The following is an 18,101-nucleotide window of genomic DNA, read 5'->3' on the forward strand; positions in this document are numbered from 1 at the left end:
GACGACACCCCGGGAGCGACGACGATGACCACGACCGCGGCCAACAGCCTCTGGCTGGAGGAGTACCTGCCCTTCTTCGACCGTTACCAGACCGCCGAGCTGACCGACGAGGACTGGCGGGCGTGGCGGCGCAACCGGCTGCGCACCACGCTCCGGCACGTGCGCGACCGCTCGCCGTTCTACGGCCGGCACCTGGCGGGCATCGACGTCGACTCCGTCACCCCGGACACCCTGGACCGGCTGCCCTTCACCACCAAGGACGACCTGCGCCGGGAGATGTTCGACGCGCTCAGCGGCGGCCCGGCCCAGGCGCTGATGTACTACGAGACGACCGGCACGACCGGCGCCTCGACGCCGTGCCCGCGCGACGCCAAGGACGTGAAGACCAGCAACATCCACGTCGAGTGGGCCTGGCGGCGGATGTTCGAGCGCTACTTCGGCGCGCGCCGCCCGGTGATCGGCCTGATGGGCCCGTCGGAGCTGTACGCGTTCGGCGACACGTTCGGCGACGTCGCGCAGCGGCTGGACGCCTGCCACGTCAAGATCTGGCCCGAGTCGCCGCGGGTCGGCTTCCGCAAGGCGCTGCGGCTGATCCGTGAGCTGGAGGTCGAGGTCGTCGTCGCGGCGCCGGCCCTGTGCCTCAACCTGGCCAAGGCCGCGCTGCAGAACGGCCTCGACCCGGCGCGGGACTTCTCCGTGAAGCTGTTCTGCACGCTGGGGGAGATCTGCACCCCGGCGTTCGGCGAGAACGTGCGGTCCATCTGGGGCGCCGACGTGCGCCCCGCCCTGTACGGCTCGCAGGAGGCGCTGTCCATCGGCACCGGCTGCACCCACGACCGGCTGCACATCTCCCAGCCGAACTACCTGGTGGAGGTCCTCGACCCGGACACCTCGGTGAGCCTCGGCGGCTACGGCACCGGCGAGCTGTGCCTGACCATGCTGATCGACGGGATCAAGCCGCTGATCCGCTACCGCACCGGCGACCTCGTCGTCGTCTCGCCCAACGCGTGCGGCTGCGGCGGCCCCGGCGACGTGGTCGAGGTGCTGGGCCGGGTCGCCGACCGGGTGCGCATCGGGGCGAACGGCTACCGGCCGGCGCAGATCGAGTCGAGCGTGCTCGGCGGGCTGACCGGCTGCCTCGGCTACCAGGTCGTCATCGACGCCGCCGCGGACGGCGGCGACCGGCTCACCGTCCACCTGGACCTGCGTACCCCGGACGGCGAGGAGGCCGGCCGGCTGGGCGCCGAGACCGCCGCCCGGCTGAGCGAGCGCTTCGAGGTGCCGGTCCGCGTCGACGTCACCACCGAGCTGGACCCGATCACGAACACCGGTGCGTTCGTGAGCTGGAAGGCCGCCCGGATCCGGGACAACCGGGTGGCGGCCGACGCCGACGCCGACGCCGCCCGGGCGGTCGCCGCCGCGCACCGGGTCACCAGCTGAGGAGCATCCGATGACCATCAGATCCCCGCGGCCACGCGCCGCGGTCCGGGTGACCACCGAGCGGCACGTGGTGCCGGCCGGCGACCCGCTCGCCGTCTACCTGGCCCTGCGGGAACGGTACGGGCCCGACCAGGTGTACCTGCTCGAGTCGCCGGCCGGGCCGGCCGACGACTGCCGGCACGCCTACGTCGGCTTCGGCGAGCTGCTGTCGGTCTCGGTCGAGGGCGAGGACGTCACGGTCGGGGGGATACCGGCGCTGCGCGACCTGGCCCGCGAGCGGGCCGCCCGGGCCGAGGGGCTCGAGGAGATCCTCCGGGCGGTGCATCAGCTCGTCGACGGGCCGCGGGAGACCGACCGGTTCTCGTTCGGCTTCCTGGCCTTTCTCGGGTACGACGCGGCGCGGCACTTCGAGCGGCTGCCGTACCTGATCGAGTCGGGCGATCCGCTGCCCGACGCCTGCCTGGTCCTGCACCGCGGGCTGGTCCGCTTCGACCTGCGCGGGGGAGAGACCGAGCTGCTGCTGCACCGCGGCGACTGCTGGCCCGACGATCCCGCGGACGAGCTGATGACGCTGCTCGCCGGCTCGGCCGCCCGCGGCGTCGCCGGGCCCGGGCCGGACCTGCCGCCGCCGCTCGCGGTGAGCGACGACATCGACCGGCCCGACTACCACGACACCGTCGACCGCTGCCTCGAACACATCGCGGCCGGCGACATCTACCAGGTACAGATCGGCCACCAGGTCACCATCGACAGCGCCGCCGACCCGGTCGAGGTGTACCGCCGGCTGCGCGAGCGCAACCCGTCGCCGTACATGTCGATGGCCCCGCTTGTCGGCCGGACGCTGATCAGCGCGAGCCCGGAGCTCTTCGTCCGGGTCGAGGGCGGCACGGCAACGATGCGGCCGATCGCCGGCACCGCGCCGCGCGCGGCCGGCGGCGCGGGCGACGAGGAGATCGGGGAGCGGCTGCGCTCGGATCCGAAGGAGATCGCCGAGCACATCATGCTCGTCGACCTCTGCCGCAACGACATCGGCCGGATCTGCGAGCCGGACACGCTGCGGGTCACCGACACGATGTCGGTCGAGGCGTACTCGCACGTGCTGCACCTGGTGTCCTCGGTGGAGGGTGCGGTGCGCGCGGGGCTGGACAGCTACGCCGTGCTGGCCGCGCTGTTCCCGGCGGGGACGATGACCGGGGCACCGAAGATCCGGGCGATGGAGATCATCGAGTCGATGGAGCACAGCCGGCGCGGCCTGTACGCGGGCGCGTTCGGCCTGATCGGGCTCGGCGGCTACGTCGACCTGGCCCTGTGCATCCGCAGCCTCGTGCACGACGACGGCCGGTACACCGCGCGGGCCTCGGCCGGCGTGGTCGCCGATTCCCGGGCCGACCGCGAGTGGCGGGAGACCCTGGCCAAGCTGAGCGCCACCTACTGGGCGGTCACCGGAGAGGAATTGCTGTCATGAAGGTCTTGCTGGTCGACGCGTTCGACAGCTTCGTGCACATCATCCGGCAGTACCTGCTGAGCATCGGGGTGGATACCGAGGTGGTCCGCTCGGGCGAGCTGGGCGTCGGCGACGTCCCGGCCACCGGCGCCGGCGCGATCCTGCTCGGCCCGGGCCCCGGGCATCCGGACGACTCCGGCCACGTCGAGCTGGTGCGGGCGTACGCCGACCGGCTGCCGATCCTCGGTGTCTGCCTCGGCCATCAGGCCATCGGGCGCGCGTTCGGCGCCCGGGTGGCCCGGGCGTCGCACCTGATGCACGGCAAGACCAGCGAGGTGAGTCACGACGGGCGGGGCGTCTTCGCCGGCGTGCCCGACGGCTTCCGGGTCACCCGGTACCACTCCCTGATCGTCGACGGCGACAGCCTGGCCGGCACCGGCCTGCGGTGCAGCGCCGTCGCCGCCGACGACGGCTACGTGATGGCGCTGCGCCACGACACCCTGCCGGTCGAGTCGGTGCAGTTCCATCCCGAGAGCGTCCGCACCGAGCACGGCATGCGGCTGCTCACCAACTTCGTGAGCGGCGCGCTCGCCGTGGCGTGAGGTCAATCGGCGAGGCGCAGCACGCCGTTGTCGCGGCGCGCCCGATGGCCGGTCCAGAGCATCGTCCCGCCCCCGGCCCGGTCGAACGGGTCGGGGCGCAGCCATCGGGCGGTGCGCGTCGGCCCGCCGCCGTAGCCGCCGCCGAGCCAGTCGGCGGCCAGGTACAGCTGCCCCTCCGGCACCGGGTGCAGGTCGTCGTCGAGCACGTACCACCTGGCGTGGTGCGGGTCCGGATCGTCCGCGCCCGGCGGCGTGGCGACGCCGTGACCGTCGAACCGGATCGGCTCGCCGTGCAGCAGCTGCCCCCAGATGACCAGCTCGTCGCAGTCCAGGCTGCGCGCGGAGTACTCCGGCGGCCCGCCGGCGGGCAGCGGCCCGCCCGCGGCGTGCGTGGCGGCGGCGGCGGCCAGGACCAGGCGGCCGTGGTCGAACACCAGGCCGCCGCCGGGCGCCGGGCCCGGCACCACGTACGCCGGGTCGCCGGGCACCACCGCCCGGCCGACCCACGCCGGCGCCCGGCCGCCCGCCCGGTCGCGCCGCCGGACCAGCACCGGCAGCCCATGGCGCCGGGCCGGGCCGGCGTACTCCGGCTCCGCGATGATCAGCCGCAGGTCCGGCTGCGCGGGCGGCGACCCGTCGCGCATCGGCAGGTACGCCGCGCCGGCCTTGAGCACCGCCAGCCGCGCGACGACGGCGCCGGTGCCGGGGCGCAGCCGCAGCCCGACCAGCTCGCCGCGCCGGACGCCGCGCTCCGCGACGGCACGGGCCAGCGCGCCGGCCCGCCGGTCGAGCTCGCCGAACGTGAGCGGGCGCCCGGCGCTCAGCACGGCGGCCCGGTGCGGCGCCGCCGCGGTGATCCGGCCGAGCCGCCCGGTCGCCGTCCGGCCCGCGGCATCCGGGTGGTCGCCGGGCGACGGCGCCGGCCCGTGGTGGCGGGTCAGCTCGGTGATCTGCGCCAGGCAGCGCATCCGGCTGCCGACGAAGTAGGTGTCGGCCCAGCCGGGCGGGATCCGGCGGGTGAACGGCCAGAGGCCGTAGCGGCGTTCCGCGTTGACGACGATCCGCAGGTACTGCGGTGCTGCTGGCATCGGCGGACCTCCTCCCGATCGCGTCCGCGCAAAGCTAGTGCCGGCGGGTTCGGCCGCGGTTACCCGTGGCGGCCGTAACCGGTGCCTAACCAGCCGTCCGTAGCGTCCGCCGGGACCACATCGGAGTGCCCGGAAGGAGACGGCCGTGCCCGACACCGCTGCTTGGGAACGACACCTGGAGGGCGTGCCCCGGCTGGTCGGCCTGCCCGTCGAACGCGAGGCGGGGCCGGACGGCGGACCGGACGGCCGGGAGATCCCCGGTGGCCCGTACTCCGCCGCCGAGCTCGTCGCCGGCCTGGCCGCCCTGCTGCACCGCTACAGCGGCGAGTCCCCGCTGCTCGTCGGCCTGGCCGACGGGCAGGCGCCGGGACGGCTGACCGTGCTGCGCCTGACCGTCGACGCCGCCCGGCCGTTCGCCGAGCTGCGCGACGCGGTGCCGGACCTGACCGACGCCGCCCGGCAGCTCGGCGCCGTGACGCCGCAGCGGCTGCGCGAGCTGCGCGGCTTCGGCGCCGACCCGCAGCGGCCGTGCCACGCCGCCGTGGTCACCGCCGACACCGACACCGACACCGACACCGGCACCGACACCGGCACCGGCACCGCCGGTGCCGAGCTGACCGCCGTCGCGGGCCGGGACGGACGCTGGTACCTGGTCGCCGACGCCACCATCCCGGGCGGGGACGTCGAGCGGATCGCCGGTCATCTCGCCCGGCTGCTTGCCGCCGGCGCCGCGCCCGGCGCGCCGTCGCTGGCCCGGCTCTCCCTGCTCGACGGCGAGGAGGAGGCCCGCATCCTGCACGGCTGGAACGACACCGCCCGCCCGGTGCCCGACGAGCAGTTCCCGGCGGCCATCGCCCGGATCGCCGCCGAGGCGCCCGAGCGGGTCGCCGTCGTGTCCGGCGCCCGGTCCCTGACCTACGGGCGACTCGACCAGGACGCCAACCGGCTGGCGCAGCACCTCGCCGGCCTCGGCGTCGGCCGCGGCGACCGGGTCGGCGTGTTCTTCGAGCGCAGCCCGGAGAGCCTGCTGTCGCAGCTCGCCGTGTTCCGGCTGGCGGCGACCGCGGTGCTGCTCGACCCCGAGTACCCGGGCGAGCGGCTGGAGTTCATGGTCGAGGACTCGGCCGCGGCCGCGGTGCTGACCCGCGAGGGCCTGTCCGGGCGGCTCGGCACCCCGCCGTGCCCGGTCGTGGCGGTCGACGGCGACGCCTGGCGCGACGCGCCGGCCGTCGACCCCGGCGCCGAGGTGCACGACGAGGAGGTCTGCCACGTCGCGTATACGTCGGGCTCGACCGGGAAGCCCAAGGCCGTCCAGCTCCGGCACGGCCCGCTGCGCAACACCGCACACGTGCTGCGGGAGCAGTGCGGGCTGAGCGCCGGGGTCCGGGGGACCTGGCTGTGCTCGCCCGGCTTCGGCCTGGTGCAGGTGGACTGCTTCCCGATCCTGCTGGCCGGCGGCACCGTGCACATTCCCGAGCCGTCGGTCGCCGCCTCGCCCGAGCAGCTGCGCGACTGGCTGGTCGAGCAGCGGATCAGCCAGTCGCTGGTGCTGACCGCGATGGCCGAACGGCTGTGGACGCTGCCCTGGCCGGACGACACCGAGCTGCGCTGCATGCGGATCGCCGGCGAGCGGGTGCGCACCTGGCCCGGCCCGCGGCTGCCGTTCCACGTCCTCAACGTGTACGGGTCGGCCGAGGCGACCGTCGTGGCCACCTGTGACCTCACCGAGCTGGGCTCCGGCTCCGGCGCCGGCGCCGGCGGGCGGATGCCGCCGATCGGCCGGCCGGTGTACAACGTGCGCACCTACGTGCTGGACGCCAACCACCAGCCGGTGCCGCCGGGCGTGCTCGGCGAGCTGTACATCTCCGGCGCGAGCCTGTCCCGCGGCTACCTCAACCGGCCGGAGGCCGACGACGAGAAGTTCCTGGCCAACGACGTGCCCGGCGACCCGTACCCGGTGCTGTACCGCAGCGGGGACGTCGCCCGGTACTGGTCGGACGGCACGGTCGAGATCATCGGCCGGACCGACAACGAGGTGAAGATCCGGGGCTACCGGGTGCACCTCGGCGAGGTCGAGGGCGCGCTCGCCGAGCAGCCCGGCGTACGCCAGTGCGCCGTGCTGGCCCGCGAGGACGTGCCCGGCGAGCGGCGGCTGGTGGCGTACATCGAGCCGGACCGCGCCGCGCCGCCGCGGGTCGCCGCGGTGCAGGCCGCCCTGCGCGAGCGGCTGCCCGGGTACATGGTGCCGTCCGCGTTCGTGGTCGGCGACCTGGAGACCACGCCCAACGGCAAGATCGACCGGGCCGCGCTGCCGCCGCCGCCGCGGACCCGCCCCGACCTGTTCACCGAGTACCGCGCGCCGGCGACTCCCGCCGAGCGCGACGTCGCCCGGATCTGGGCCGACACGCTCGAACTGGACGAGGTCGGCGTCGACGACGACTTCTTCGAGCTCGGCGGCGACTCGCTGCGGGTGATGCGGATGCTCGCCGGCCTGCGCACCGAACTCGGGGTCAACCTGCGGATGTCCCAACTGGTCCGCACACCGACCGTCGCGGCGCTCGTCGGACTGCTGCCCGGCGCCGCACCGGCCGGGCGGCCGGAACCGCGGCACGACCCGCAGGCCCGGTACGAGCCGTTCGCGGTGACCGCCGCCCCTGGCGTCCGGTACGCCGAGTGGCACCAGGAGTGGCTCGACCCGGATCGGCTGGTCGAGGCGTGGCAGCGGCTGGTGGCGCAGCAGGACGCCCTGCGGCTGACCTTCGACGCCGACGGCGGCCAGCGGGTCGTACCCGCACAGGACGCGCCGCCCGGCGCGCCGCCCGTGCTCGACCTGAGCGGCCTCGACGACGCGGCCGTCGCGTCCCGCCTCGACGGGGTACGCGCCGAGCTGCTGGCCACCAGCTTCGACGGCGCCGGACCGCCGTACCGGATGCGGCTCACCCTGCTGCCGGACGAGGTGCTGGCCGTGCACCTGGCGGTGGACGCGCGCGCGAGCGACGACCGCGGCCTCGACGAGGTGCTGCCGCGCCTGCTCGCCGACCGCTACGAGGACCTGGACCTGCCCGCACCGGAGCTGACCGTCCGCGACGTGCTGACCGCGTCCGGCCGGGCGCCCGCCGCGGCGCCGCCCGCGGGCGACCCGCCGCCGTGCACCGGTCACCACCACCGGCTCGACGCCGGGATGTCGCCGGCCCTGCTGGAGGCCGCCGGCGCGCGCGGGGTCGACCCGCGGTGGCTGGTCACGGTGCTCGCCGCCGATGCCTGTGGTTCCGGTGCGCGGGTCCTGATTCCCCTCGACGAGGTACCCGAGGCCGCGCACGACGTGCTCGGCGCGCTGGAGGAGGACCGGCTGGTCGCGGTTCCGGAGCCCGGCGACTCGAGCCCGGCCGACCGCGCCGCCGAGCTGCGCGACGCGGCCGCCCGCGGTGACGCGCCGGGCGACGGTGGCCCGGTGCTCGCGGTCCGCGTCGTGAGCGAGCACGACCCGGAGCGGGAGGGCTGGGATGCGCCGGTGTTCCGGGCCAACGCCCTGTCCGGCGTCCCCCTCGACCTGACCCTGCGCCCGGGCGGCGACGCGCCGCACCTGACCTGGACCTATCAGCCCGCGGTACTGAGCCCGGAGCGCGTCGCCGGCATCGACGCCGCCGTCTGCGCCGGGCTCGCGGCGTTCACCGGAGAACTCGCCGGTGCGTGAGGCCCGCACCACATCCCGCCCCCGAGATTCAGCGAGGTGAACTTCCGATGACCGTGCTTGTCGTATTGACGGACAGCTCAACCCGGAACGAGCAGCAGCAGGCTGCCGCCCTGATCCGCCGCTCCTGCGGTGAGGTCCGGGAGCACTCGCCCAGCCTGCTCTCCACGGTAAGTGACTTGGCCGTGGTCGACCGGGCGGTGGGTCACCTGCCCCAGGTCAGGCACGTCGCCCGGGTGCAGGGCGACTACCCGCGCGCCTCGGTGCAGTCCCGGATGGGCCGGCCGAGCACCGTGGCACTGGGCGAGGCCGCGTTCGGCCCGGGCCAGTTCACGGTCATCGCCGGGCCCTGCTCGGTGGACAACCACGATCAGCTGATGGAGGTGGGCCACGCCGTCCGGGACGCCGGCGGGCACGCCCTGCGCGGCGGCGCGTTCAAGCCGCGCAGCTCGCCGTACGCCTTCCAGGGCCTCGGCCGCCGCGGCCTGGAGCTGCTCGCGGAGGCACGCCGGGTGACCGGCCTGCCGATCGTCACCGAGGTGCTCGACGTGCGTGACCTGCCCGCGATGCTGCCCTGCGTCGACATGCTCCAGGTCGGCGCCCGCAACATGCAGAACTTCGCGCTGCTGCGCGAGCTCGGCACGTTGCGGACCCCGGTCCTGCTCAAGCGCGGACTGGCGGCCAGCATCGACGAGACGCTGATGGCGGCGGAGTACATCCTGGACGGTGGCAACACCGACGTGGTGATCTGCGAGCGCGGCATCCGCACCTTCGAGACCGGGTACCGGTTCACCCTCGACATCGGCGCGGTGCCGGTGTTCAAGGAGCGCAGCCACCTGCCGATCATCGTCGACCCGAGCCACGCCGCGGGCGAGACCGCGCGGGTCATCCCGCTCGCGCTCGCGGCCGCGGCGTGCGGCGCCGACGGGATCATCGTGGAGACACACAGCGATCCCGCCGCCGCGCTGTGCGACGGCAAGCAGGCGCTGCCGACCAGCCGGCTGCCGGAGCTCATCGACGGTGTGGTGAACGTCGCGCGGGTCGCCGGGCGCACGGCCGGCCCGACGATGTCCGAGCGCAACGACCGGCAGCGGGAGCTCGTGCTGACCGGCGACCCGGCGGGCACGGTCGCCTCGGCCCGCGTGCGCTGGCGGTGACCGGTACGGCGGTCAGCGCAGGCGGTCGTCCTCGGACAGCAGCTTCGCGCCGACCGCCTTGCGGATCGCGTCGACCCGCGAGACGGCCTGGAGCTTGGCGTACACGTTGGTCAGGTGCCGCTTCACGGTGCTCTCGGTGATCCCGAGCCGGGCCGCGACCTGCCCGTTGCTGAAGGCCTTGGCGACCAGGCGCAGCACGTCGAGTTCCCGGGCGGTCAGCGGCTGCTGGGCCGGCTCGATCCGCCCGCGGGAGCCGTCCAGCCGGTCCATGGTGTCGCGCGACACCGAGAGCAGCACGTTGTCGCGGCCGCGGTTGACCGAGTGCACCGCCGCGATCAGCTCCTCGCCGGCGATGGTCTTGACCAGGAACGCGTTGGCGCCGCGCTCCAGCAGGTCGTGCACGATCGCGGGATTCTCGTGCATGGTCACGATGATCACGCGGGTCGTGGACCGGCTGCGGGCCAGCCGGTCGATGACGGCCGCCGCGCCCGGGCCCGGCATCTCCACGTCGAGCAGCAGCACGTCCGGCCGCAGGCGCTCGACCAGCGCCAGCGCGTCGTCGGAGTTGCCGGCCTCGCCGACCACCGAGCAGTCGGGATCGGTCTCCAGCAGCTCGCGCAGCCCCTCGCGGAACAGCGTGTGGTCGTCGGCGAGCACCACCCGGACCTTCCGGCGGGTAGCGCCCGGTCGGTCCGTCACGGTCCACTGCCCGGCAGCGACACGTGTACCCGGACCGTCGTGCCGCCGCTCGGATTGTCCGAGATGGACATCGTGCCGCCGATCAGCTCGACGCGCTCGCGCATCGACAGCATGCCGCCGCGGCGGAAGTCCTCGGGCCGGCGGTCGAACCCCCGGCCGTGGTCGGCCACGTCCGCCGTGACGGCCGACTCGCTGACCGACAGCGCCACCGCCAGCCGGTCGGTGCCCGAGTGCAGCAGCGCGTTGCGCACCGCCTCCTGGAGCACCACGTAGACCTCCTCGGCGATCACCCCCGGCACGCCCGCGCTGTCGCCCCGCGCGGTGTACTCGACCACGACGCCGGGCGGCACGTTGGCGTCGAGATAGCCGCGCAGTGCGTGGTCGAGGCCCTGCGGCCCGACGGACAGGCGCAGCTCGTCGGAGAGCCCCCGGGTGATCTCGATGGCGTCGCGCAGCGACTGGTCGACCCGGCGCAGCTGGCCGGCGGCGCGCTCGGTGTCGCCCTCGATGGCGCGTTCCTGGTAGATCCGGTGCAGGTCGAAGTGCTGGAGTCCGACGCCGATCGCGTGCGCGACCCGGTCGTGCAGGTCCCGGGCGATGCGGCGGCGCTCCTCGAGGTGGGAGGTGTAGACCTGTTCCAGCAGGAAGCCCACATAGGACAGCGAGCCGACGGTCACCCGCACCATGATCGCGCGGTGCAGCGTGATCGCGACGTCCCCGGCCGCGCTGGGCGAGGCGACGGTCGTGCCGGTGAAGTGTGTCAGCAGCGGGGGCAGCGCGGCCTCGAAGAGCGCGGTCGCCGCCCGCAGGGAGTGCAGCGGGTGCACGCCGTGCTCGGCGCGGTCGGTGCCGACGTCCAGGGAGACGGCCACCGATTTCGATCCGACATCGGTGGTGCCGCTGTTTCGATAATTGGCTACGTCCTCGATCACCGCCTCGGCCTGGCGCAGGGCCTGCCCTAATGCGTGCGGATCGGCGTGAATGGGATTTCCGGTGGATTCCAGCCGGGCCTCATAGGCGGCCAGGATTTCGGACCGGAGAGCAGGAGGAACACCATGCTCCGATGCGTCGACCCTCGCCCCGACCACAACACCTCTCAGCGTGCCCCCCGTAAGGCGAGCGCTAAATCCGACCCCTGCCTCGTAGTTTCCGTCAGCGCTCAAGCCGATGCAAACCTGAGAAGTACCGATATGTGGGCGATGTACTGGGTCGCCATGAAAATTCGGTAGGGCCATCGACGGCGGAAAACGTCGTCCCGGCCGGCCGGCGTGCACACCACCCACGCCAGTACCACGGCGCCGAGCAGGACCAGCCAGGAGGCGAGGCGCACGGTCGGCGGCGAGTCGGCGGCCAGCACCACGAAGCCGCCCGCGACGGCGCCCGCGACCAGCGCCATGACCCGGCGGGCGCGCCGCTCACCGAGCAGGATCGGCAGCGTACGGCGCCCGGCCAGGCGATCGCCCCGGACGTCCGACAGGTCCTTGGTGACGCCGCCGACCGCCATCCACAGTGCCATCATCACCGGGAACAGCAGCAGGTGCTTCTCCGGCCGGCCGCCCGCGGACACCACGCCGGCCGCATAGGTCAGCAGGCCGGCCAGCACGACGGCCACCACGGCCTGCGCGGTCACCCGCTTCAACGGCGCCGGCCCCATCGAGTACGCCCAGCCGAGCAGCAGCTGCCCGGCGCCAAGCAGAACCAGCAGCGGCGACACCGCCGCGGCGACCGCCAGCCCGGCGACGGACAGGCCGCAGGCGATCCGGCTCGCCGCGGCCGGGCTCAGGTCACCCCGGGCGATCGGGCGCGCGGAGCCGTTGGCGCGGTCCTCCACGATGTCGCCGATCCCGTTGACCAGATAGATGGCCCAGGTCAGCAGGAACCAGGCGGCGGCCCCGGCGACGATGGCCGGCCCCGGCGCGGCGCCGCTGAGCAGGGCGAGCGCGGCGGCGGTCGCGAAGCGCAGCACGAAGATCAGCTGAACCTGCGGCCGGGCCTCGCGAAGCGACAGCCACAGCGCCCGCACGTACCGGAAAGCCGCCGCACGTTCCTTCGGCATGATGCATTCCCTTCGTCGTAGCGGCGCGCCCACCCCGAAAGTCGTAGTCGTACTGCGACCTGCGTCCGCAGGAGTACCCACTTCGGGGCGTGCTACTTGTCTGCCCGAATTCGCGGTTCCTAGCGTGAGCGGCATGAGCTCCGTCGCATCCGAAACAGTCTTGACGAATACGGAAGGACGGCCGATGTACCGCGACACCACCCCCCTCATGGTTGTACGAAGCCTCGGTGATTTCTCGGTGACGATTGCCGGGACACCAGTGGAATCCTGGCGCGCCGGAAAGGCCCGTAACCTCTTTCAATTCCTTTTGTTCAACCGGGGTCAGGTGGTGCCGCGGGACCGCCTCTACGAGGTGCTGTGGCCGGACGGCGACGGCGACCGGTCCACCTCGCTCAAGGTCGCGGCGCACGCCCTGCGCCGCATCCTCGGCACCGACGAGGTCAGCATCTCCTACCAGGACGTCGGCTACCTGCTGCGCTGCGAGGGCGTGTGGATCGACATCGAGCAGTTCGAGGCGGCCATCGAGGCGGCCCGCGCCGCCGAGCGCGACGGCGACCCCGGCGGAGCCCTCGCCGCGCACCACCGGGCGATCACCCTCTACCGGGGCGACTTCCTGGACGGCGAGGCGGTGCAGTGGGCCGAGGAGCAGCGCCAGTGGGCCCGCTCGATGGTCCTCGGCTCGCTCAACCACCTGCGCGCCGACGCGATGCGCCGCAGCGACCCCGGTGCCGTGATCACCTGGTGCCGGCGGATCCTGTCGATCGATCCGTTCCTCGAGGAGGCGTACCAGAACCTCTTCGTGGTGCACGGCATGCTCGGCGAGCTGGGCCAGGTGCGCAACTGGCACGACCTCTGCGCGCAGCGGCTGCGGGACGGGCTCGACGCCGCGCCGTCGCACCGTACCCGGAAGATCTTCGAACTGGCGCTCTCCGGCCGGCTGCTCGGCTCCGAGCCGGCGCCCGCCGCGCCCTCGCTCCAGCCGGTCTCCCTGACCGCGTAACCGCCGGGGAACCGCCGCGTCCCACAGTCGGGCACCACACCACGACAGCCGGGAGGATGGGATGAGCGAGCAGGTCGTGCTGATCGCCGAGGAAATCGCCGCCGAGGCGCGGGACGCGCTGGCCGACGACTTCGACGTACGCCACGTCTCCGGTACCGACCGCGCGGCGCTGCTCGCGGCGCTGCCGGAGGCGGACGCGATCATCGTCCGCAGCGCGACCCGGGTCGACGCCGAGGCACTCGCCGCCGGTCGCCGGCTGTCCGTTGTCGCCCGCGCGGGCGTCGGCGTCGACAACATCGACGTCGAGGCGGCCACCGACCGCGGGGTGCTGGTCGTCAACGCGCCGACCGCCAACGTCGTCTCCGCCGCCGAACAGGCGGTCGCGCTGCTGCTCGCCGTCTCGCGGCACACCGTCAACGCCGGCACCGCCCTGCGCGAGGGGCGCTGGGAGCGGTCCCGGTACACCGGGGTCGAGATCGCCGGCAAGACCGTCGGCGTCATCGGGCTGGGCCGGGTCGGCGTGCTGTTCGCGCAGCGGATGGCGGCCTTCGGCGCCCGGCTGATCGGGTACGACCCGTACGCCACCGCCGAGCGCGCGGCCCGGGTCGGCGTCAGCCTGGTCACGCTGGACCAGCTCCTGGCCCGCAGCGACTTCATCTCGCTGCACGTACCCCGGACGCCCGAGACGACGGGCCTGCTCGGCGCGGCCGAGCTCGGCCGGGTGAAGCCGGGCGTGCGCATCGTCAACACCGCCCGGGGCGGCCTCGTCGACGAGGACGCGCTGGCCGCCGCCATCACCGGCGGCCGGGTGGCCGGCGCCGGCATCGACGTGTTCGCCGCCGAACCGTGCACCGACTCGCCGCTGCTCGACCTCGACGCCGTCGTCGCCACGCCGCACCTGGGCGCCGCGACGGCGGAGGCACAGGCCAAGGCCGGGGTGATGGTCGCCGAGAACGTACGCCTGGCGCTGCGGGGCGACCCGGTCGCCGACGCGGTCAACCGGCCGGCCGGGCGCGCCGCCACACCCGCCGTGGGCTGATTCGGCCCTGATGTCCCGCTCGGCGCGGATGCCGCCCGTTTCCTTGCCCGGTGTTTGAGGACGGCCTGAGGTTGTCTTGAGGTAGCGGCCCGATCTGGTCGGGCATGAACGCGACCTTGGAGCTCCTCCCCACCGCCGGCACCGACAACCTCTCCCTGAACTGGGAGCAGACCACCGCCGACGTCGAGCTGACCGTGGTGGTCCCGTTCTACAACCCGGGCCCGGCGCTGCGCCGCACGGTCGAGCGCCTGGTCGCCTGCCTCACCGACGCCCGGGTCGCCTTCGAGGTGATCGCGGTCTCCGACGGTTCCACCGACGGCTCGGCGCAGACCCTCGGCGGCCTGGCCGGCGTCCGGGTCATCGACATCCCGATCAACCAGGGCAAGGGCGCCGCGCTGCACCGCGGCTTCGCCTCCGCCCGCGGCGCCTGGATCGGCTTCGTCGACGCCGACGGCGACATCGATCCGCAGCACCTGGTCGACTACCTAGCCGTCGCCCGTACCGGCGGCCACGCCGTGGTCTACGCCGACAAGCGCCACGCCGGCTCGGTCAGCGGCGCGTCCGGCTTCCGCAAGCTGGTCTCGGTCAGCTACTCGACGCTGGTCACCGGCCTGTTCGGCCTCGACGTCCGCGACACGCAGACCGGCTGCAAGATCGTGCGCCGGGACGTGCTGGCGACCGTGCTGCCCCGTCTGCGGGAGCGCCGCTTCGCCTTCGACCTGGAGCTGTTCGTCGCGGCCGGCGCCGCCGGCATCGACGACCTGAAGGCGCTGCCGGTCCGGCTCGAGGAGCGGGTCGCCGGCTCGACGGTCACCACCAAGAGCATCGTGCGCACCATCCGCGACACGTTCGTCATCTACGGCCGCCTCCGCGACAACCACTACCGCCCCACCGCCGCCCCGGCCCGCCCCCTCGCGCACGCGGCCTGAGGCCCGCTGATGATGACGTCGTAGCTCTGCCGAACGCCCGGGATGGTCAGGCAGGGCACACTTCGTCGAAGGCGATCGGGAGGTGGATCGGGCCGCGCAGCACGGGACTGGGCCGGTACGGGGGCGGGTCGGCGAGCACGCGGGGATTCCGTAGCCGTTTGGCGAGCTGGGTGAGGGCGAACTGTGCCTCCAGCCGGGCCAGCGGGGCGCCGAGGCAGTAGTGGATTCCGGTGGCGAACGACAGGTGGACGGTGTCGGTGCGGTCGGGGTCGAACCGGTCCGGGTGCGGGAACTGTTCCGGGTCGCGGTTGCCCGAGGCGAGCATCACCGCGATCGGGTGGCCCTTGCGGATCGTGGTGTCGCCGATCGCGATGTCGGCGACCGCGGTCCGGAACGGCAGGATGTGCACTGACGGCTCGTAGCGCAGCAGCTCCTCGACCAGGCGGATGCTGAAGCCCGGTTCGGTGCGCAGCCGCTGGAGAACCTCGGGGTGGCGCTGCAGGGTCAGCCAGCCGTTGGTGATCAGGTTGACGGTGGTCTCGTGGCCCGCGACCAACAGCAGCATCAGCGTGGAGAACAGGTCGCCGCCCTCCAGGCGCCCGTCCGGGCCGTCGTCGGTGAGGTAGCCGGAGATCATGTCCTCGCCGGGCTCGGCACGGCGGCGCTGCGCCAGCTCGAACAGGTAGTTCGACATGTGCTGCCGCGCGTCGGTGCGTGCCTGGAGCTGCTCGGGCGTGGGTCTGGCCAGGGCGTTGACGATCGGGTCCACCCAGGCGCTGAACCGGGGCTCGTCCTCGGGTGGCACCCCGAGCAGGTGGCAGATGACCGCCACCGGAAAGGGATACGCCACGTCATCGACGAGGTCGGCGCCCTGCTTGTCGGCGAGATTGTCGATGAGCCCGGTGACGATGGCCTTCAGCGCCGGTGCCATCTTGTCGATCAGGTCGGGCCGGTGCGGCGGGCCGAACTGGCGCATCGCGACGCGGCGCAGTGTGTCGTGCCGGGGCGGGTCACTGACGAGGAAGCTGGGCGGTGCGCCGCCGGGCCCTTGCGCGGGCGGTAGTTTCGCGGCGAACTCCGGTAGCAGGTTGGTCAGGTCCGAGCTCAGGCGCGGGTCGTGCTGGAGCGCGTAGATCTCGCGGAAGGTGCTGACCACGAACGTGCCGTCGGCTTCCTGCCATACCGGCTGGGAGCGCAGCTTCTCGTACAGCGGCCACGGGTCGGCCCGGTTGGCGAAGTCGAGGATCTGGTCGTAAAGGCTGGGTTCGGTCATCGTTGTTCCTGCTCAGTGCCGGCGGGCGGTGCGGACGAGGGTGGCGCGGCGCTCGCTGGGGTCGTGGCCGGTGACCACGACGGTCGCGTCGCGGCCCGGGCGTGCGATCTCCGGGAACTCGGCGGGTACCGGGGTGCGGTCCGGCGGCGGATCGATCATGTCGTACGGGGGCGGGAACGGCGCCGCCTGCTCGATCAGCTGCTGGTAGAAGCCGAGCCACTTGCCCTGGTTCCAGCTGACCGCGCCGACGACGCGGCCCTTGTAGCCGTACGCGGCGACGAAGTGGCGGCTTTCCACGGAGCCCTGCGTGATGGCGATCTGATCCGCCATCGGTGGCACACCCACCGACTTGATGTTGTGGCCGAATTGCAGCGACCAGAACGCCGACACCTCCAGGTGCGGCCAGCGGTCGCTCCCGCTGCTGATCATGTTGTGCGCGGCGACCTCGGCCTGGGTGACCGCGTTGCCCCAGTGCTCCATGGACAGGAACTGGTAGCCGAACATCGGCTGCGGCTGGCGCGCCACGTCCCCGGCGACGAACACGTTGTCGGTCACGAGGCCGTTGGCGTCGAACGCGCGGCAGCCCGCGTCGCAGGCCACCCCCCAGACGCCGACGGCCAGGCCGGAGCCCTCGAGCCACTCCACGTTGCGGATGCCGCCGAGCGCGACCACGGCCACGTCGACGTCGATGGTGGTGCCGTCGGACAGCTGCGCCCGGCGCAGCCTGCCGTCCTCGCCCCGCAGCGAGTTGAGCCTGGTGTTGGTACGCAGGTCGACGCCGTGCTCGCGCATGATCCCCGCCGAGATCCGGCCGATCACCCCACCCAGCGCGCCGACCAGCGGGGCGGGCCCGGCCTCGGCCACGGTCACCGGGATGCCCAGGTCCACGCAGACCGAGGCCATCTCGGAGCCGGTGAACCCGGAGCCGATGATCAGCACCCGATTCGGCTTGTTCATCAGCCGCTCGCGCAGCACGGCGGCGTCGGCTTGGGTGCGGATCGTGAACACGCCGTCGAGCGCGGCCTCCTGGGGCACGGGCCACGGGCGGGCCCGCACCCCGGTGCTGATCAGCAGCCGGTCGAACCCGACCTCCTGCCCGTCGGCGAGGCTCACCACGTTGCGTTCCAGGTCCAGCGCGGTCGCGGCGACGCCGCGCTTCCAGTCGGCGTCGATCTCGCGCCGCCGCGGCAGCGCGGTGTCGGCCGAGTGGGCCCAGCCGAGTTGCACCTGCTTGGACAACGGCGGCCGGTCGTAGGGCTCGTCCGGCTCGTCGCCGATCATGGTCAGCGAGCCGGTGAACCCCTCGGCACGCAGCCGCTCCGCCGCCTTCAACCCGGCCAGCGACGCACCCACGATCACGATGCGGCCCTCGCGGCGCAAGGGTTCGCCCTTGGCCGCCGCCATCGTCTCCACCGGCGGCGGTGCCGGCAGATCGGCCACGTCGACCTGCAGTGCCTGCACCGGGCAGGCCGCGGCTGCCCGCAGGACCTTCTCCCGCAGCTCGTCGGGGGGCGCCGGGTCGAACATCAGCGCCTCGTCGCCGACCATCCGGAACGCCTCCGGGGCGAGGAACGCGCACTGCGCGTACCCCTCGCACTTGGTCAGGTCCACCACTACATGCATCGCTCCAGGCTAAGCGGCCAGCCAGGCGAATCGGCACAGAACGGCCCTTCCGGGTACCGT

Annotated in this window: 13 protein-coding genes and 1 pseudogene; 8 read left to right on the top strand and 6 right to left on the bottom strand. The window is 73.6% G+C overall.

Annotated features, from left to right (window positions below; genetic code table 11):
- The first annotated feature begins 24 nt into the window (after positions 1-24).
- Genes BJ971_RS12755 through BJ971_RS12765 form a run of 3 tightly spaced genes read left to right on the top strand, consistent with a single transcriptional unit; the run spans position 25 to position 3,486 of the window.
- Positions 25-1,440, top strand: a complete 1,416-nt coding sequence (locus BJ971_RS12755; protein ID WP_184992783.1) for a phenylacetate--CoA ligase family protein — start codon at positions 25-27, stop codon at positions 1,438-1,440.
- 10 nt (positions 1,441-1,450) lie between these two features.
- Complete coding sequence (locus BJ971_RS12760; protein ID WP_184992785.1) at positions 1,451-2,905, top strand: anthranilate synthase component I family protein; 1,455 nt, start codon at positions 1,451-1,453, stop codon at positions 2,903-2,905.
- Entirely contained in the window at positions 2,902-3,486 is a 585-nt protein-coding gene (locus BJ971_RS12765; RefSeq protein ID WP_184992787.1) for an anthranilate synthase component II, read from the top strand. The genes BJ971_RS12760 and BJ971_RS12765 overlap by 4 nt, the downstream gene beginning before the upstream one ends.
- Before the next feature lie 2 nt (positions 3,487-3,488).
- Here BJ971_RS12765 and BJ971_RS12770 read toward each other — a convergent pair whose 3' ends face one another.
- Complete coding sequence (locus BJ971_RS12770; protein WP_184992789.1) at positions 3,489-4,574, bottom strand: AMP-binding protein; 1,086 nt, start codon at positions 4,572-4,574, stop codon at positions 3,489-3,491.
- Between the two features lie 145 nt (positions 4,575-4,719).
- Here BJ971_RS12770 and BJ971_RS12775 point away from each other — a divergent pair, with 145 nt between their 5' ends.
- The gene (locus BJ971_RS12775; RefSeq protein WP_184992791.1) at positions 4,720-8,268 is read left to right on the top strand and encodes an amino acid adenylation domain-containing protein; all 3,549 of its coding nucleotides are present in this window, start codon (positions 4,720-4,722) and stop codon (positions 8,266-8,268) included.
- A gap of 47 nt (positions 8,269-8,315) precedes the next feature.
- A complete protein-coding gene (gene aroF, locus BJ971_RS12780) occupies positions 8,316-9,422 on the top strand; it encodes a 3-deoxy-7-phosphoheptulonate synthase (protein ID WP_184992793.1) in 1,107 nt (368 codons plus the stop codon).
- A gap of 12 nt (positions 9,423-9,434) precedes the next feature.
- Here the strand turns inward: aroF and BJ971_RS42075 are convergent, their stop codons facing one another.
- The 3 genes from BJ971_RS42075 to BJ971_RS12795 form a co-directional block, all read right to left on the bottom strand.
- Positions 9,435-10,121, bottom strand: a complete 687-nt coding sequence (locus tag BJ971_RS42075) for a response regulator (RefSeq protein ID WP_184992795.1) — start codon at positions 10,119-10,121, stop codon at positions 9,435-9,437.
- Positions 10,118-10,993, bottom strand: coding sequence for a sensor histidine kinase (locus BJ971_RS12790; protein ID WP_184992797.1), 876 nt, complete (start codon positions 10,991-10,993; stop codon positions 10,118-10,120). The genes BJ971_RS42075 and BJ971_RS12790 overlap by 4 nt, the downstream gene beginning before the upstream one ends.
- Before the next feature lie 287 nt (positions 10,994-11,280).
- Positions 11,281-12,177, bottom strand: coding sequence for a UbiA family prenyltransferase (locus BJ971_RS12795; RefSeq protein WP_184992799.1), 897 nt, complete (start codon positions 12,175-12,177; stop codon positions 11,281-11,283).
- 208 nt (positions 12,178-12,385) lie between these two features.
- Between BJ971_RS12795 and BJ971_RS12800 the strand changes: the two genes are divergently transcribed.
- The 3 genes and pseudogenes from BJ971_RS12800 to BJ971_RS12810 all read left to right on the top strand — a co-directional run bounded on the left by BJ971_RS12800 (position 12,386) and on the right by BJ971_RS12810 (position 15,145).
- A complete protein-coding gene (locus tag BJ971_RS12800; protein WP_260414936.1) occupies positions 12,386-13,177 on the top strand; it encodes an AfsR/SARP family transcriptional regulator in 792 nt (263 codons plus the stop codon).
- A gap of 61 nt (positions 13,178-13,238) precedes the next feature.
- Positions 13,239-14,189: pseudogene (locus BJ971_RS12805) on the top strand (hydroxyacid dehydrogenase); the annotation flags it as partial.
- A gap of 131 nt (positions 14,190-14,320) precedes the next feature.
- Positions 14,321-15,145 carry a glycosyltransferase family 2 protein gene (locus BJ971_RS12810; RefSeq protein WP_184992806.1) on the top strand — a complete coding sequence of 275 codons (825 nt, stop codon included), beginning with the start codon at positions 14,321-14,323 and terminating at the stop codon, positions 15,143-15,145.
- Positions 15,146-15,191: 46 nt separating this feature from the next.
- Here BJ971_RS12810 and BJ971_RS12815 read toward each other — a convergent pair whose 3' ends face one another.
- Together BJ971_RS12815 and BJ971_RS12820 are read right to left on the bottom strand one after the other, a co-directional pair.
- On the bottom strand, positions 15,192-16,418 hold the full coding sequence (locus tag BJ971_RS12815; RefSeq protein WP_184992808.1) for a cytochrome P450: 1,227 nt from the start codon (positions 16,416-16,418) through the stop codon (positions 15,192-15,194).
- 12 nt (positions 16,419-16,430) lie between these two features.
- On the bottom strand, positions 16,431-18,041 hold the full coding sequence (locus tag BJ971_RS12820) for an FAD-dependent oxidoreductase (protein WP_184992810.1): 1,611 nt from the start codon (positions 18,039-18,041) through the stop codon (positions 16,431-16,433).
- Between the last annotated feature and the right edge of the window lie 60 nt (positions 18,042-18,101).

This window comes from Amorphoplanes digitatis, assembly GCF_014205335.1.
GTDB classification, from domain to species: Bacteria; Actinomycetota; Actinomycetes; order Mycobacteriales; family Micromonosporaceae; genus Actinoplanes; species Actinoplanes digitatus.

Excerpts from the sequence above, each read along its gene's own strand:
- BJ971_RS12755 (WP_184992783.1), top strand. The coding sequence starts at position 25 with ATGACCACGACCGCGGCCAACAGCCTCTGGCTGGAGGAGTACCTGCCC.
- BJ971_RS12760 (WP_184992785.1), top strand. The coding sequence starts at position 1,451 with ATGACCATCAGATCCCCGCGGCCACGCGCCGCGGTCCGGGTGACCACC.
- BJ971_RS12765 (WP_184992787.1), top strand. The coding sequence starts at position 2,902 with ATGAAGGTCTTGCTGGTCGACGCGTTCGACAGCTTCGTGCACATCATC.
- BJ971_RS12770 (WP_184992789.1), bottom strand. The coding sequence starts at position 4,574 with ATGCCAGCAGCACCGCAGTACCTGCGGATCGTCGTCAACGCGGAACGC.
- aroF (WP_184992793.1), top strand. The coding sequence starts at position 8,316 with ATGACCGTGCTTGTCGTATTGACGGACAGCTCAACCCGGAACGAGCAG.
- BJ971_RS12795 (WP_184992799.1), bottom strand. The coding sequence starts at position 12,177 with ATGCCGAAGGAACGTGCGGCGGCTTTCCGGTACGTGCGGGCGCTGTGG.
- BJ971_RS12800 (WP_260414936.1), top strand. The coding sequence starts at position 12,386 with ATGGTTGTACGAAGCCTCGGTGATTTCTCGGTGACGATTGCCGGGACA.
- BJ971_RS12810 (WP_184992806.1), top strand. The coding sequence starts at position 14,321 with ATGAACGCGACCTTGGAGCTCCTCCCCACCGCCGGCACCGACAACCTC.
- BJ971_RS12815 (WP_184992808.1), bottom strand. The coding sequence starts at position 16,418 with ATGACCGAACCCAGCCTTTACGACCAGATCCTCGACTTCGCCAACCGG.
- BJ971_RS12820 (WP_184992810.1), bottom strand. The coding sequence starts at position 18,041 with ATGCATGTAGTGGTGGACCTGACCAAGTGCGAGGGGTACGCGCAGTGC.